The sequence below is a fragment of the Mesorhizobium sp. M0195 genome, assembly GCF_040322115.1.
Lineage (GTDB): Bacteria > Pseudomonadota > Alphaproteobacteria > Rhizobiales > Rhizobiaceae > Mesorhizobium.
The window spans coordinates 317,269-331,744 of sequence record NZ_JAMYSV010000005.1; the positions used below are offsets into that span (position 1 = coordinate 317,269).

Consider the following 14,476-nt stretch of genomic DNA (forward strand, 5'->3'; position numbering starts at 1 on the left):
TCCTACATCGGCCGCCTGACCTGCTCCGCCCGCTCCGGTTCGACCACCCTGCGATAAAGATGCCAGGTCGCGTGGCCAAGGATGGGCATGACGACGGCAAGCCCGGCAAATAGCGGGATCGAGCCGATGACCAGGAGCACGGCGACCGTCAGGCCCCACAGCGCCATCTGCAGCGGGTTTGTCAGAACGGCGCGCGCCGACGTCTCGACTGCCGAGACCGCGCCGACATCGCGGTCGAGCAGCAGCGGAAAGGCGACGACGGTCGTCGCCAGCACGATCGCGGCGAAGGCGAACCCGGCCAGGTTGCCGAGCAGGATCAGCGTCCAGCCCTTGCTGGTCGTCAGCACCTCGCGAATAAAGCCGGCAATAGAGGCCGGAGGCTGATTGCCGTACAGGCTGGTGTAGATCGACTGCGCGGTGAACAGCCAGAGCAGGAACAGTACCAGCAGCATGATACCGATGACTGCAATCGCGGGGAGCGCCGGCGAGTGGCGCACGTCGAGCGCATGCCACCAGGATGTATCCATGCCGAACTCGCGCCGGCGGCTGATTTCGTAAAGGCCGATAGCCGCGAACGGACCAACCAAAGCGAAGCCGGACATCAGCGGATAGATGAGCTGGATGGCGTTCGAGCCCGAGGTCCACTGGGTCAGGATCAGGCCGACCACCGGATAGATCAGGCACAGGAACACATAATGCGACGGCTTGGCCCAGAAATCCTCGACGCCGAGACGGAGCGCATCGATCAGATCCTCGGTGCTGATGCGGCGCACCGTGGGCTGTACATGCATTCCACGTGCATCAGCCATGACATGAAAGCCGGCCATAACCTTTCTCCCGTGTGTCGGGGCGGTCACCGCCAGGATGGCCGCCCGCAGCTGCCACTTCAAGAACGGTGACATGATAGCCGATCTGGGCGTGCTTGTCGCCAGCGCCCGGCGCCAGGGCGCCGGGCGCTGAGCGAACAGTTACGCCGCGAAGCGATCGATCACCTCGGCCAGCGGCAAGTGACCGAAGCAAGCGCCTGACCCGGCGGGCTTTTCGCCAGCCTCGACAGCGAGCGCGTATTGCACGGCCGGATCGGCTTCGATGCGGCGGCGTAGCGCCGCCAACTTTGGGTAAGCGGCGCCGTCGACCGCCTGGTGGAACTCCGCCCAGCGCGCCACGCCGATCAACGTGGTGTCGGCAAGCGTCAGCCGCTCGCCGATCAGGAAATCCGTGTCGAGGATCATCGCCTCAAGCTGGTTATGGCGGTTGGTAACGACCTTGCGGCCGAAATCACGCAAGGTCGCCAGCAGCACCGGTTCGGCCGACTCCATTTCATATGCCGCCCAGAGCGGGGTGAAGGCGGCGGTGAAGCCGGTGTTTATGAAGGCGACCAGCTGGTGCATCCGGTCGGCCTCCGGCGAGCGAGGATCGAAGCTGATACGGCGTTGCGTATCGCGGGCTTCGAGCCAGGCGGCAATCGCCATGGTCTCGGTGAGCACCCTGCCCTCCTCCGTGATCAACACCGGCGTTTCCTGACGGCCGTTGATGCTGGCATAGGCGTCGTTCTTCATCTCAGTGAGCATGTCGACACGACACAGGCGATAGGGTTGTCCGAGGCGTTCAAAAGCAGCGACAAGCCCCATCGAACTTCCCAGCGGGAAGCCGTAAAGGAGAATAGGTTCCATTTCTTTGTCTCTTCCATGTTAGGGGTCACGCTGCGCAGCGAAACTTGACCCTAAACGCTGGTCGCCCCATGTAAATTAGGCACTATTCTGTAACCAGGTCCCCGCCATGAAAGATGTCGTCTCACGCTGCCCGATCGAGGAGACCATGCGTGTGCTCAGCGGTCGTTGGCCCACCTTGCTGCTCTATTATCTCAAGGATGGTACCAAGCGCTTCAGCGATTTGAGGCGTGACAACCCGGCAGTGTCGCACCGCATCCTGGCGCTGGAACTGCGCAAACTGGAGGAAGCCGGGATCGTGCGGCGAACGGCGCATGCCGGCTATCCACTCCGTGTGGATTACGACCTCACGGAGCCCGGCCTCAAGCTTGTGCCGCTTATCGACGCCCTGGGCGACTGGTGGGAACATACCGAAGACGATCGGGCCGGCCGGGTTTCATCGACGCCGGAAACCAAACTCGTGGCGGCGGAATAGCCGAGCGGCGATCACCGCGCCGCAAAGAACTGCCGGCGAGAGCCCAGCGCGCGCCAAGCCGTTCATACATTAGATGCCGCAAGACCAAGCGGCCGGCTTATGGGGCGCGCCATTGTGGCCGGCCAAACCGGGCAAGGCGCGGGCCATCCAGCACCAACTCCTGTAGCATGGCTCGCCAATCCCGATTCACCTGACCCGCCGTTCGATCTCATTGCCCGATCAGATCGGCTGACCATGCTGGATGGCTGTCGCTTTCGATTCTGACGTGAATGAAGAGCCTACTTATCCTCTTGAAGTTTCTCCTGAGACTTTGCCATTTGATCGTCCCCAAGTTCCATATTGTGCATCGTTGCAATCAACCATTCATCATGATCCCGCGTCGCCACTACGCTGATTAATCCGTGCCGAGGCGGCCATTCGTTTCCCATCGGATCGAGCGCGCCAGTCATGGACCACCGCAGGTCGAGCGTGGCAACATCCGGGCGAACAAGCCTGTTCCGCACGCTTTCGGCGGATAGGTGGCTGTGCTTGAACATCTTCTCAAAAATTGGGGCATGGAACTGCTCGATCTTGTCACGTCCAGTCGCCTGCATACCGAAGACGTTGGTAAATTCGGCATCTGCCGCGAATACGGCGGCAAAGGCGCGAGCATCGTGACGATTCCAAGCGTCGATCAGCCTGTGCGCGACACTTTCCACCCCTTCAGTGCGGACGTTGCCGATAGCCATACTGACCTCCTGTCATATAGTTCGGTTGCCATACTATATGGATACCATATAAGTTTGGAAAGATGGATAATCAGCCATACACGCAGTCTCTGCTTCTCTATGCTTATCAATCGTCGGCGAGCGCTTTGGTCCAGGTTCTCCGGGAGAGCGGCCATTCGGCAATCAAGCCCAAACACGGCGCTGTATTCGCCAACATCGACGCGGAGGGAACCCGACCCAGCGTCCTCGCGGAGCGTGCGGGCATTGGCAAAGCATCGATGGGTGAGTTGATCGATGAACTGGAGCGCCTCGGTTATGTTCGGCGCTCGCATGATCCGAACGACCGACGGGCCAAATTAATCGTTGCAACTGACGCGGCGCTTGCGGTGATCCGGATCGTCCACGATTTCAATCAGCGTCTCGAAGACCAATACCGGAGGCTGCTTGGTGCTCAGGCGTACGAATCGCTGCGGTCGTCACTGCAAGCGATATCCCCCAGAGAAAATTTGCAACCGAGGATACCTCGTCAGCGCTCGTGAAGCCGCAGAGATGGGGCAAAAGAAACTGTCTGTCCGTGAATGCCCGACTGGTATCGAGCCGGAAACCATCATCACGCATTTTCACCGCCCTGCCCGGCAAAAGCCATGATCGCGCTTATGTCAGGCGGGCATGACCGTTATGAAAATCGAAAATTATGGGGCCCAACCAAGCCTAAGCAGGCGCGTGCTGCTCAGAGCTGCCGGCCTTGGCGCTCTTGCCGGGCTCGTCGCCTGCGCCACCGTGCTGCCCACTGGCGAAGCCGCCGGTGTCTCTGCCTCCGCCGCTGGCACGCTGGCCGGCATCCGCGCTTCGGCGGGTCTCGGGCCGCTTGTCCCCGATGCGCAGCTCGAGCAGGCAGCGCTGCAGCAGGCCGGCTATATGGCGCGCGGCCGCCGAATGAACCACACCACCGGCTGGGGCAAGGACTTTGCCTCGCGCGTCAAAGACAATGGCATTGCCGGCGCTGCCGCCGAAAACATCGCCGAAGGCCGCTTCGACCAACAGAAGCTGTTTGACATCTGGGTGCATTCGCCAGGCCACCGCCGCAACATGCTCGACCCGCGCTTCACCCGCTTCGGTCTCGCTTACGTGCGCGACGGCCGCGACAGCACGCTTCGCTACTGGTGCCTTGTGCTCGGCAGATAACTTCCGCCATTTGGTCGGCGGAAGCCTGCTGGCGACCGATCCGTCAGCCTTTGCGGCCGCCGCCGAGCAATTCCTCGATGTCCTGCGCGCAAACCGGCCTGCTGAAATGATAGCCCTGCATTTCGTCGCAATTGTTCCTGCGCAGGAAAGCGACCTGATCATCTGTCTCAACGCCCTCGGCGATGACCCTCAGGTTGAGATTTTGCCCCAATGAAATCACCGCGCTGGCCACAGCCTGATCGTTCTCGTCGGCGGCGAGATCCTTGATGAAGGACTTGTCGATCTTCAGCCGCGCCACGGGAAAGGTCTTGAGAGCGCTGAGGCTGGAATAGCCGGTGCCGAAATCATCGATCGAGATCTGGACACCCAGGCTTTGCAGGGCGTTCATGGTGGCGACCGCCAGCTCGATATCCTGCATGATAAGGCTCTCGGTCACCTCCAGCTCGAGATACCTAGCCTCCAGGCGGCTGTCCTTCAGCGCGCTGACGATGCGATCGATCAGGTTGCGCTCCCTGAATTGCCGCGCCGACACATTCACGCAAACGGTCAAGGGCGGCAGTCCAGCGTCTTGCCAGGCTCTGTTCTGCCGGCACGCCTCATGCAGAACCCAGTCGCCGATCGGTACGATCAGACCTGTCTCCTCGGCGGTCGGGATGAACATCGTCGGCATTACCGTGCCAAGCGTTGGATGGTTCCAGCGTATCAGCGCCTCGACCGCAAAAATCCGACCTGACCGAAGGTCCACCTGCGGCTGGTAGAGCAGCGTGAATTCCGAACGCGCCAAGGCGTTTCGCAACTCTTCCTGAAGCACGAATTTTTCATGCGCCCTGGTGTTGAACTCGGGAGCGTAAAACTGGAAATTGTCGCGGCCGAACTCCTTGGCGCGATACATGGCCGCATCGGCATTTGCCAGCAGCGTATCGGGATCCGTTCCATCCTTGGGATAATTGGCAATGCCGATGCTGGCCGTCGCCCGCACCAGATGTGCTCCGAGCCGAACCGGCTCGGCGAGTGCAGCCCTGAGCTTTTGCAACGTCTCGGAAACGAGATCAACGTTCGCCGGCTGGTCGAACAGCACGATGACAAATTCGTCACCGCCAAGCCGCACGACGGTATCGGTCGCCCTTACGCAGTCGACCATGCGACTAGCGACGGTCTTCAGAAGCTCGTCGCCGGCATTGTGGCCGAGCGTGTCGTTGACGAATTTGAAATTGTCCAGATCGATGAACACCACCGTCACCCAGCGATCGTATCGCTGGGCGTACAAGACCGCCTGTGAAAGCCGATCCTCCAACAAGGCGCGATTGGGAAGCCCGGTCAGCACGTCATGGTTGGCCATGAAGTGGATCCGGTCTTCGGCCTGTTTGCGTTCGATGGCGATCCCGGCGATGCGCGTGGTGAAATCGATGAGGCGAGTCTCGGCCTCGGTCGGTTCGCGCACCGTCATCGAATACATCGCAAAGACGCCAAGCACGGCGCCCTGATGCGACAGGATCGGGGTCGACCAGCATGAACGCAAACCGTGCGGCCGCGCGAGTTCGCGATAATCCTGCCAAAGCGGATCGCGCATGATGTCAGCGACGATCACCGGCCCGCGCCGATAGACTGCGGTTCCGCAAGACCCTGCTCCGGGGCCGACCGCGGCGCCGTCGACGGCGTCGGTGTAGTCTCTCGCCAGGCTGGGCGCGGCGGCGTGACGCAAGTGGCTGCCATCCTTGTCGAGCAGCAAGACCGAACCGAATATCCCCGCCAGTTGGGATTCGACCAGACGCATGAGCCGCTCGAGCACATCTTCGAGGGGAGCGCTCTTTGCGATCATCTCGAGGATATGCGCCTGCCCGTCGCGCAGGATTTCGGCCTGCTTGCGCGCAGTGATGTCGCGGGCAATGCCGACGAGGCCGAAAATGTTGTTTTGAACGTTGCGCAACGGCAGTTTCGTCGACAGGAACCATTTGCCGGTGCCTGACGCATCGATGACGAACTCTTCCTCGTCGATCATCGGTTGTCCGTCGCGCATCAGTTGCTGCTCGATGAAGCGAAATTTCTGCGCAAGTTCCGGCGCATGAAGGTCGAAGTCGCTCAGACCGATCATGTCGCTCGTACTGTCCCGACCGCTGTCGGACGCAATGGCTCGGTTCGCGACGACGAAGCGGCTCTCGGTGTCCTTCACCCACATGTAGTCAGGCACCAGGTCGATCAGCATCTGCAAGGAGATACGCTCGTCAACGACCAAGCGATTGGCGCTGAGCTCGCTGATGTCCTCGTGCGTGGCCACCCAGCCGCCGTCAGGCATTGGTTGATGGCAGACCTGAATTGTCCGGCCATCGGCGAGCTCAGCTGTCCAGTTCCCCGAAGCCGTGCCCGAATTGACCGCCCGGGCCAACCCCAGATAGGCGTCCGCATTCATTGCCGAGGTCCCGACAGCGACGCGCCGCTCGACGATTTCGCGCAGCGCCACACCCGGCTGCAATTGCTCCGGTGCAAGGCGATAGATTTCCGCGTAGCGTCGGTTGCACAGGATCAGCCGTTCATCGGCGTCAAAGAAACAGATGCCTTGCGAGATGTTCTCTATCGCGGTCTGGAACCGCAATGCCTGGTCCTGAAGCGCCGCAATCGTGGAGCGAAGTTCGCGCTCGAGGACTTCGTACGAGGTGGTCGCCAGTTTTGCCAGCGTCGTCAGATTGGCGGACTCGGGCGCTTCGGCGGTTTGCCTGGATGATTTCGTGGCCAAACACAATTCCTCCCGCTGATGCTTGAGGCAAGCAATGGAGGCTCGCCTTCAACCCAAAAGCGAGTGCATATTGGTCCGGATATACTAATGGCAGGTGAACCCAGCTCAACGCCGACGCGACCGGGACAGCCAACGGAAGCCTCGAGCCGGTCGCGGTTGCCGTAAGCCCTGAGGCTTAGTCCATATGCGCGGCAGGCGCCCCACCGGCGGGCGGTGCGGCCTTTGGCTTGCGCAGCAGGAAAACAAACGGGACGGCAAGCAGTGTCATCATCATCAGCAGCTTGAAGTCATTGACGTAGGAGATCATCATCGCCTGGACATTGACCATGCGATCCATCAGTGACAGCGCCGTCGCATCGCCGCCCGCCGCTGCCGGCGATGCCGCCCAGAGGTTGGGATTGAACGGATTGATGTAGGCCGAAAGCTCGGCATGGTTGATCTGCGTGTTGCGTACCAGCAGAACCGTCACCACCGACACGCCGATCGACGAGCCAAGGTTGCGCACCAGGCTGAACAACGCCGTGGCATCGGTGCGGAAGCGTGCGTCGAGCGTGGCGAAGGCTACAGTCGACAGCGGCACGAACACCATGCCCATTCCCAGGCCCTGGATGACGCCGGAACTGAGGATCAGCCAGTCGTCCATGTGCGGCGAGAAGCTGGACATCGTGTAGAGCGACTGCGCGGTCAGCAGGAAGCCGATGACGACGAGGATCCTGGCATCGATCCTGTGCATGATCCGCCCGACGAACAGCATCGCGATCATCGTGCCGACACCGCGCGGTCCCAGGACAATGCCGATGGTGAGGGTCGGATAGCCGAAGATGGTCGACAGCATTGGCGGCAGCAGCGACATGCTCGCCAAGATGAGCACGCCCATGACAAAGATGAACGCCAGCCCGGTGACGAAATTGCGATCGAGGAAGATCTTCGGGTCGATAAAGGGGTGCTCGGCCGTCAGTGTATGAATGGTGAACACCCAGAAGCCGGTGATGGAAAGACCGAGCTCGATCCATATCTCGATCGAGGAAAACCAGTCGACCTCGCCGCCGCGATCGAGCATCAGCTGCAGCGCGCCGACACCGAGCGAGAGCATGGTGAAGCCGAAGAAATCGAAGCTGCGCACCCGCCGGGCGACGCTGGGAAGATACGCCGCCATGCCGAGGAAGGCGATGATGCCGACCGGCAGGTTGATGAAGAACACCCAGCGCCAGTTGAAGTTCTCGGTCAGCCAGCCACCCAGCGTCGGGCCAAGGATCGGTCCCAGCATGATGCCGGCGCCCCAGATGGCCATGGCTTGGCCGTGGCGTTCCCTAGGGTTGATGTCGAGCAGGAAGGTTTGCGACAGCGGCACGATGGCGGCGCCGAACACGCCTTGCATGAGCCGGAACAAAACGATGGTCCCCAGGCTCCAGGCGATGCCGCACAGCATGGAGAAGACGGTGAAGCCTACCACGGCCGTCAGGAACAGCTCCTTGCGACCGAAGCGGTCGGCCAGCCAGCCGGTCACCGGCGTCATGATCGCCGCGGCAACGATGTAGGAGGTCAGCACCCAGTTGATGTTGTCGGGGGAGGCGCCGAGATCGCCGGTCATGGTCGGCAGCGCAACGTTGGCGATCGTCGTGTCGAGCGCCTGCATGATCGTCGCAAGCATGAGCGCGACTGTGATCAGGCCGCGGTGCGGTACTTCGCGAAAGGGTTCTGGGCTGCTCATGACGTAAAACTTCCAGCAGGTAACAAAAACGTGTACATTAGGTTTCCGGACGGCGAGGCCCTCGCCGTAGAGAGACCCTCATCGCGGTGGGACGCGAGCATCGATGTGGGGGTTACATCAACTGAGCGTCTCGACAAGCGGGCGCCCGCCGCCCGGAAACCTGAGGACCGAAGATCCTGCGCGGAGTTGTCTGCTCAGGCAGGCTACAGCGCAGTCCGTTTACGCATTCAACTTTTCCTGCGCCTTCTTCGGACCAATCCTGCATCCATCTCACTGTTTGCTATGCGGCCGCTGTTCGGCCTCCTTACTTGGCCTGGCCTGCCGTGGCGCCGCGGAAAATGCTCGGCAGCCCGCGGGAAACGCCGGTGTCCACCGTGACCGTCGCGCTCATGCCGGTGCGCAGCGCCGTCTTGGCGTCGGCATCGGCCAATTCCAGGCGGACCGGAATGCGCTGCGTGACCTTGACCCAGTTGCCGGTGGCGTTCTGCGCAGGCAGCAGCGAGAACTCGGCCCCGGTGCCGGCGCCGATCGCCTTGACGGTGGCTTCGAAGGTCTTGCCCGGATAGGTATCGACTACGATTTCGGCCTTCTGGCCTGGCTTCATGTTGGTGAGCTGGGTTTCCTTGAAATTGGCGTCGACCCAGGTGTCGCCGGTCTCGACCAGCGAAAACAGCGGCGTGCCCGAACCGACATACTGGCCGACCTTGAACGAAGCGGCCTGGCTGATGATGCCGTCGGCAGGCGCCTTGACCTTGGTCTGGACCAGATCGTAGGCCGCCTTGTCGCGTGCGGCGAGCGCCGCCATTACTGTCGGATGCTTGTCGGTTTCGATGTCGGGATTGCCGCCAAGTGCCGCCTTGGCGCTGACGATCCCCTGCTGGGCTACGGCCAGCTGCTGCTTGGCCTTGTCGAGGTCGTTCTTGGCTTCGTCCAGCGACGACTTGGCGTTGATGCCCTTCTGGGCAAGGTCGGCGGCGCGGTCATATTGCGACTGCGCGTACTGGACCTGGCTTTCGTCAGACTTCCCCTGCGCCAGCGCCTGGCTGTAGGCCGCACGCAGCTGCTCGACATTGAGCCGCGCACCGGCCACCGCCGCGTCGGCCTGGGCCAACGCGATCCGATAGGGCTCGGGGTCGATGGCGAACAACACGTCGCCCTGCTTGACAGACTGGTTGTCGAAAATGTCGACCTGAACGATGCGGCCCGCCGTATCGGCGGCTATCGACACCTTGGCCTGCTGCAGATTGGCGTTCTCGGTCTCCTGATAGCGGCCGCCGGTCACCCAGACATAGCTGCCGGCGGCGATCAACGCAGCGGGCAGCACAAACATCAAAAGGAAGCGGCCGGCACGGCGCTTCTTCTTCGGCACCACCGGCGCCGGAGCTACCTGCGGAGCGACCGTTACCGGAGCTGCCGCCGGCTTCGCGGGAGCTTCCATCTCCAGCTTGGCCGCATTCTCATCTAGTTTGGCTACCGCGTTCATGTTGCTGCGCCTTCCGTATTCTTCACTTTTTCCGAGGGCGGCGTCTCACCATCTGCAAGATTCTGCACCATTATCTCCAGCGCCTTGACCAGGACGCGGCGATCTTCCGGCGAAACGCCGACGAGCGATTCCTCATAGACCTCGCCGGCAAGGCTCTTGACGTGGGCATAGGCCGCGTTCGCCTTGGCGGTCGGGAAAATCATGCGCACTCGCCTGTCGGTTGCGTCGGGACGGCGCTCGATCCAGCCGCCCTCCTCCATTCGATCGACAAGACGCGAGACGCTGATCGGCTCGATTTCGAGAAGCTCGGCAAGCCGCGCCTGCGCGACACCCGCCTCCTTGGCGACACGTACCAGAAGCCGCCATTGCGCCGAAGAAAGGCCGAAACCACTGGCGCGCGCCTCGAAGCGCTTGCGCATCAGGCGCTGCACGTCGTGGATCAAAAAGCCCAATCTGTCGATGCCGTCGGAAACCATGAGCGACATATATAATAAGCGTGCTCATAATTCAAGGAGCCCGATTGTGCCAGAGGGTGACAAATGTGCATTGCAGTCAGTGCAGGGCGATAGTGGTTAGCGATTTATTACGCCGGGCGCTTGTGACGAGCATGCGGAAGATCGGCGTTCAGATGCTCAGACTATCGATCTCATCCAGGCGGAAAAGGCTTCGACATGCGCTTGTCGGGGGTGATTGGCTACGCCGGCAAGGTAATAGCCATAGCCTGGCAGAGAGAGATCATGTGCCTTGACCAGCCTGCCAGCCTCGAGTTCGCCACTGACGACCACATCGCTGCAGATAGCGATGCCTTGGCCTGCCGCTACCGCGTCAATCGCGTGCAGCTCTTCGCGGAAACTCAAGTCCCATGCCCGGTTCGCATTGGGGATGCTGGGATCGATCGAGCGTGCGATCGCCAGCCATCGCTGCCAGGTCGGCGCTTCCGGGTCGCGGTTCGTCCAATTGAAATGGATGAGCGGGTATTGCAGCAGATCGGCGGCGCGCTCGATCTGTCGGTCGCCTCCTGCGAACAGATCCGGGCTGCATACCGGAAAGAATGCGTCCCGAAAAATTTCCTGCGCGGGAACGTCCCGCGGCATCCTGCGCGCATAGCGGATCGCAACGTCGGCGTCACCGGCTTGCAGGTCCAGAACGGCGTCTGTCCCGATGATCTCCAATGGAATGTTCGGATGCTGTTCGCGCCACTTCGACAGGCGCGGAACAAGCCATCGGCTGGCAAATGCATTTGGGCTCGTCACGCGCAACGGGCGTTGGCCAACACCGGCCGAGGCTGATGCGATTGCCGCAGCGAAAGCGTCGAAGCCGCTGCAAATTACCGGGAACAGCCGTTCGCCCACGCCTGTGAGCACGAGCGGTCGTGGGCGCCGCCGGAACAGCAGTTGCCCACAGACCTCCTCCAGCAATCGAATCTGGTGGCTGATGGCCGTCGGCGTCACTCCGAGTTCCGTCGCGGCCTTCCTGAAGCTCATCAGCCTGGCAGCGGCTTCGAAGGCGCGAAGCGATCCGAGCGGCGGAAGTTTTCTCATCCACGCAGTTTAGATGAATTTAGCTCATCCAGCGACTGAGATATTCGATTTTGCAGCGAATGGCGCCGCATGAGATCATTGTGGTCCGGCGCATGTCGGTGAACGAAAGCGGCCTGTCCAACCGTGCCGGATCACGAAGGGTCGATGAGCATGTTCAAGCTTATGGACGGTTCCGAGCCGACGTTGCAGGCGCCGGACATCGCTCGGCTCAGGCAGGCGATTCGCGGCGATCTGATCCTTCGGGACGACCCTGGCTATGACCAGGCGCGCAGAGTTTGGAATGGCATGGTCGATAAGAGGCCGGCGGCTGTGTTCTATTGCGCCGAATCCAGCGATGTCGTCACGGCGGTCAACTTCGCCCGATCGCAAGGCTTCCTCGTCGCCGTCCGCGCCGGTGGCCATAACGTCGCCGGCAGTTCGGTATGCGACGGCGGCGTGGTGATCGATGTGTCCCGCATGAAGCGGATCGAAGTCGACCCGATCCGCCGTGTTGCGCGCGCAGAAGCCGGCTTGAACCTGGGCGAGTTCGACGCAGCCACTCAGGTCCATGGTCTTGCGACGACCATGGGTGTCAACGCGGATACCGGCATAGCCGGACTGACACTCGGCGGGGGGTTCGGCAAGCTTGGCCGCAAACATGGACTGAGCTGCGACAACCTTGTCGCTGTCGAAATCGTGACGGCGGACGGCCGGTTGCTCACGGCAAACGCGGCCGAATATGCAGATTTGTTCTGGGGCATCCGGGGCGGCGGCGGCAATTTCGGAATAGTCACGACCTTCGAATACAAGCTCCATCCCGTGGGTCCGCTCCTCATCGCGGGATCGATGCTATACCGCTACGAAGAGGCACGCGATGCGATGCGGTTCTATCATGCATTCTCGAGCGGCGCCCCGGATGAGCTGAGCCTGGATGCAGCACTTGTGACGGCGCCCTCGGGCGAACGCTTCTTCAGCATATCGGCGTGCTACATCGGCCCACTCGACGAGGGCCAGCAAATCATTCAACCTCTGAGAGAATATGGCACGCCGGTTGAGTGCCAGATTGCTCCTGTCCCCTATGTTCAAATCCAATCGGCCGGGGATAGCCTCTTTCCGCGCGGGCGGCGCTACTACTGGAAGGCGCAGTTCATGCGCGAAATCGCAGATCAGGCGATCGATGCCATGCTTGCGGCTTACATGACCGCACCCCGCGAGTCGCTTCTGGTCCTGCAGCAGGTTGGCGGCGCCATCTCGCGAGTACCGATGGACGGAACGCCCTATGCCAACCGAGATGCTCTTTACGATTGCTTCCCGATATCGATCTGGGACAATCCGTCTGACGACGAAACGCACATCCGATGGGCGCGTGACCTGTGGGATGCAATGAGACCGTTCTCGACCGGCGGCGTCTACGCCAATAATCTCGGCGAAGAGGGCATTGATCGGGTTCTGGCGGCTTACGGCGAGAATTATCCGAGGCTGGCCGCGCTAAAAAACAAGTATGACCCCACCAATCTCTTTCGCTTGAACCAAAACATTAAGCCCGCGACCTGAGCGACCGCCGCAGGCCGATGCTCGAAATTCTGCGGCGCTGCTATAACTCCAAATTCCAGTTCTGGCCGACCAGATCCTTGCCGAAGGAATGGTGGCGCTCCTCGTCGGTCAGCTTGAACCCGGCCGCCTCGTAGATGCGGCGCGCCGAGGTGAGGACGTCGTTGGTCCACAGCGTCAGTGTTCTGTAACCCTTGGTTCGAGCAAAGCCGATGCATTCCTCGACCAACCGCCTGCCGATGCCGAGACCGCGCGCCGAAGGCTCGACATAGAGCAGGCGCAACTTCGCCACCGCGTCCGACTGGCGCACGACGAAGACCGAGCCGACGACCTCCCCTTCCCGCTCGGCGATCCAGCTGCGTTCCCATTTCGGATCAAAGGATTTGACGAAGGCACCGAGAATTTCGGCGACCAGCGCTTCATAGGTTTCGTCCCAGCCATATTCCTGCGCGTAGAGCAGGCCCTGGCGATGGATGATCCAGCCGATGTCGCCGACTTGCAGAGACCGCAGCATATAGGGAACTTTGGGCTCGGCACTTCCGCCCAGCAGACGCTGCACCGTCTGCATGGCCCTGACCAGCCTGTCCTGTTCGGCAGCCGAAAGCCGTTCGAGCAAAGCCGCGACCTGTTCGTGCGAACCCTGGTTCAGCGGCGCGAAGGCCTGCCGCCCGGCCTTGGTCAGCGCGATCGACGAGCGCCGCGCATCCGCCTCGATCGTGGCACGCTCGACCAGATCACGCTCCTCGAACTTCTTCAGCAGCCGGCTGAGATAACCGGCATCGAGGCCGAGATCGCGCGCAAGCTCGGTGGCGGTCAGGCCATCGCGATGCGCCAGCTCATAGAGCACCCGGGCTTCGGTCAGCGAGAAGTCGCTTTTCAGCAGCCCTTCGTCGAGCAGCCCGATCTGGCGGGTGTAGAAGCGGTTGAAGGCCCGCACCGCGTCGATCCGCTCCTTGCCTGGGTGATGATGAATGGTCATGGCATCCTCCTGTCCGGCAAGATCAGCCATTTAGTTGACTTAGTCAAGTATCCATTTGAAGCAATTGTCCTGAGGATGCTCACCGGATGCCTTGACTCGCGCGAGTTGCCAGCCTATTTCAGCGCCACGTTAGCACTCCCCCAAGATGAGTGCTAACCACATGTCCGGCGCCGCCGGACGGAGGAACTGTTCTCACCATTCTCATCGAGGAATAAAAAATGGCAAAGTCGAAGTTCCGCCCGCTTCATGACCGCGTGGTCGTTCGTCGGGTCGAATCCGAATCCAAGACCGCGGGCGGGATCATCATCCCCGATACGGCTAAGGAAAAGCCGCAGGAAGGCGAGATCATCGCCGTCGGTTCCGGCGCCCGCGACGAGGCCGGCAAGCTCGTCCCGCTGGACGTCAAGGCCGGCGACCGCATCCTGTTCGGCAAGTGGTCGGGCACCGAAGTCAAGCTCAATGGC

General features: G+C 61.4%; 14 protein-coding genes. 5 read left to right on the forward strand and 9 right to left on the reverse strand.

Annotation, left to right across the window (positions count from 1 at the left end):
• Nucleotides 1–2: 2 nt before the first annotated feature.
• Together NKJ12_RS14425 and NKJ12_RS14430 are read right to left on the reverse strand one after the other, a co-directional pair.
• Nucleotides 3–827, reverse strand: coding sequence for a DUF2189 domain-containing protein (locus NKJ12_RS14425; RefSeq protein WP_352703353.1), 825 nt, complete (start codon nucleotides 825–827; stop codon nucleotides 3–5).
• A 141-nt stretch (nucleotides 828–968) separates the two neighbouring features.
• Entirely contained in the window at nucleotides 969–1,673 is a 705-nt protein-coding gene (locus tag NKJ12_RS14430; RefSeq protein WP_352703355.1) for a glutathione S-transferase family protein, read from the reverse strand.
• Nucleotides 1,674–1,779: 106 nt separating this feature from the next.
• Here NKJ12_RS14430 and NKJ12_RS14435 point away from each other — a divergent pair, with 106 nt between their 5' ends.
• The gene (locus NKJ12_RS14435) at nucleotides 1,780–2,145 is read left to right on the forward strand and encodes a winged helix-turn-helix transcriptional regulator (protein ID WP_352703357.1); all 366 of its coding nucleotides are present in this window, start codon (nucleotides 1,780–1,782) and stop codon (nucleotides 2,143–2,145) included.
• Nucleotides 2,146–2,423: 278 nt separating this feature from the next.
• Here NKJ12_RS14435 and NKJ12_RS14440 read toward each other — a convergent pair whose 3' ends face one another.
• Nucleotides 2,424–2,873, reverse strand: coding sequence for an SgcJ/EcaC family oxidoreductase (locus NKJ12_RS14440; RefSeq protein ID WP_352703359.1), 450 nt, complete (start codon nucleotides 2,871–2,873; stop codon nucleotides 2,424–2,426).
• A 62-nt stretch (nucleotides 2,874–2,935) separates the two neighbouring features.
• Here NKJ12_RS14440 and NKJ12_RS14445 point away from each other — a divergent pair, with 62 nt between their 5' ends.
• Nucleotides 2,936–3,391 (forward strand): MarR family winged helix-turn-helix transcriptional regulator, encoded by a 456-nt coding sequence (locus NKJ12_RS14445; RefSeq protein ID WP_352703362.1) that lies wholly within the window; start codon nucleotides 2,936–2,938, stop codon nucleotides 3,389–3,391.
• A 130-nt stretch (nucleotides 3,392–3,521) separates the two neighbouring features.
• Nucleotides 3,522–4,037: a CAP domain-containing protein gene (locus NKJ12_RS14450; RefSeq protein ID WP_254817418.1), complete on the forward strand. Its 516-nt coding sequence runs from the start codon at nucleotides 3,522–3,524 to the stop codon at nucleotides 4,035–4,037.
• Nucleotides 4,038–4,080: 43 nt separating this feature from the next.
• On the opposite strand, the gene NKJ12_RS14455 is transcribed toward NKJ12_RS14450, so the two are convergent.
• The 5 genes from NKJ12_RS14455 to NKJ12_RS14475 all read right to left on the reverse strand — a co-directional run bounded on the left by NKJ12_RS14455 (nucleotide 4,081) and on the right by NKJ12_RS14475 (nucleotide 11,503).
• Nucleotides 4,081–6,768: an EAL domain-containing protein gene (locus tag NKJ12_RS14455; protein ID WP_352703364.1), complete on the reverse strand. Its 2,688-nt coding sequence runs from the start codon at nucleotides 6,766–6,768 to the stop codon at nucleotides 4,081–4,083.
• A 175-nt stretch (nucleotides 6,769–6,943) separates the two neighbouring features.
• Nucleotides 6,944–8,479, reverse strand: a complete 1,536-nt coding sequence (locus tag NKJ12_RS14460) for a DHA2 family efflux MFS transporter permease subunit (protein WP_352703366.1) — start codon at nucleotides 8,477–8,479, stop codon at nucleotides 6,944–6,946.
• Between the two features lie 304 nt (nucleotides 8,480–8,783).
• Nucleotides 8,784–9,962 carry an HlyD family secretion protein gene (locus NKJ12_RS14465; RefSeq protein WP_352703368.1) on the reverse strand — a complete coding sequence of 393 codons (1,179 nt, stop codon included), beginning with the start codon at nucleotides 9,960–9,962 and terminating at the stop codon, nucleotides 8,784–8,786.
• Nucleotides 9,959–10,438, reverse strand: a complete 480-nt coding sequence (locus NKJ12_RS14470) for a MarR family winged helix-turn-helix transcriptional regulator (protein WP_352703393.1) — start codon at nucleotides 10,436–10,438, stop codon at nucleotides 9,959–9,961. The genes NKJ12_RS14465 and NKJ12_RS14470 overlap by 4 nt, the downstream gene beginning before the upstream one ends.
• Nucleotides 10,439–10,594: 156 nt before the next feature.
• On the reverse strand, nucleotides 10,595–11,503 hold the full coding sequence (locus NKJ12_RS14475) for a LysR substrate-binding domain-containing protein (RefSeq protein WP_352703370.1): 909 nt from the start codon (nucleotides 11,501–11,503) through the stop codon (nucleotides 10,595–10,597).
• Between the two features lie 144 nt (nucleotides 11,504–11,647).
• Here NKJ12_RS14475 and NKJ12_RS14480 point away from each other — a divergent pair, with 144 nt between their 5' ends.
• Entirely contained in the window at nucleotides 11,648–13,036 is a 1,389-nt protein-coding gene (locus NKJ12_RS14480; RefSeq protein WP_352703372.1) for an FAD-binding oxidoreductase, read from the forward strand.
• A 40-nt stretch (nucleotides 13,037–13,076) separates the two neighbouring features.
• Here the strand turns inward: NKJ12_RS14480 and NKJ12_RS14485 are convergent, their stop codons facing one another.
• Complete coding sequence (locus NKJ12_RS14485; protein WP_352703374.1) at nucleotides 13,077–14,012, reverse strand: bifunctional helix-turn-helix transcriptional regulator/GNAT family N-acetyltransferase; 936 nt, start codon at nucleotides 14,010–14,012, stop codon at nucleotides 13,077–13,079.
• 218 nt (nucleotides 14,013–14,230) lie between these two features.
• On the opposite strand from NKJ12_RS14485, the gene NKJ12_RS14490 reads away from it, so the two are divergent.
• Nucleotides 14,231–14,476: co-chaperone GroES (locus NKJ12_RS14490; protein ID WP_292539378.1), on the forward strand; the 246-nt coding region annotated here is incomplete at its 3' end.

Coding starts and splice junctions, on each gene's coding strand:
- NKJ12_RS14425 (WP_352703353.1), bottom strand. CDS start 827: ATGGCCGGCTTTCATGTCATGGCTGATGCACGTGGAATGCATGTACAG.
- NKJ12_RS14430 (WP_352703355.1), bottom strand. CDS start 1,673: ATGGAACCTATTCTCCTTTACGGCTTCCCGCTGGGAAGTTCGATGGGG.
- NKJ12_RS14435 (WP_352703357.1), top strand. CDS start 1,780: ATGAAAGATGTCGTCTCACGCTGCCCGATCGAGGAGACCATGCGTGTG.
- NKJ12_RS14440 (WP_352703359.1), bottom strand. CDS start 2,873: ATGGCTATCGGCAACGTCCGCACTGAAGGGGTGGAAAGTGTCGCGCAC.
- NKJ12_RS14445 (WP_352703362.1), top strand. CDS start 2,936: ATGGATAATCAGCCATACACGCAGTCTCTGCTTCTCTATGCTTATCAA.
- NKJ12_RS14450 (WP_254817418.1), top strand. CDS start 3,522: ATGACCGTTATGAAAATCGAAAATTATGGGGCCCAACCAAGCCTAAGC.
- NKJ12_RS14460 (WP_352703366.1), bottom strand. CDS start 8,479: ATGAGCAGCCCAGAACCCTTTCGCGAAGTACCGCACCGCGGCCTGATC.
- NKJ12_RS14465 (WP_352703368.1), bottom strand. CDS start 9,962: ATGAACGCGGTAGCCAAACTAGATGAGAATGCGGCCAAGCTGGAGATG.
- NKJ12_RS14470 (WP_352703393.1), bottom strand. CDS start 10,438: ATGGTTTCCGACGGCATCGACAGATTGGGCTTTTTGATCCACGACGTG.
- NKJ12_RS14475 (WP_352703370.1), bottom strand. CDS start 11,503: ATGAGAAAACTTCCGCCGCTCGGATCGCTTCGCGCCTTCGAAGCCGCT.
- NKJ12_RS14480 (WP_352703372.1), top strand. CDS start 11,648: ATGAGCATGTTCAAGCTTATGGACGGTTCCGAGCCGACGTTGCAGGCG.
- NKJ12_RS14485 (WP_352703374.1), bottom strand. CDS start 14,012: ATGACCATTCATCATCACCCAGGCAAGGAGCGGATCGACGCGGTGCGG.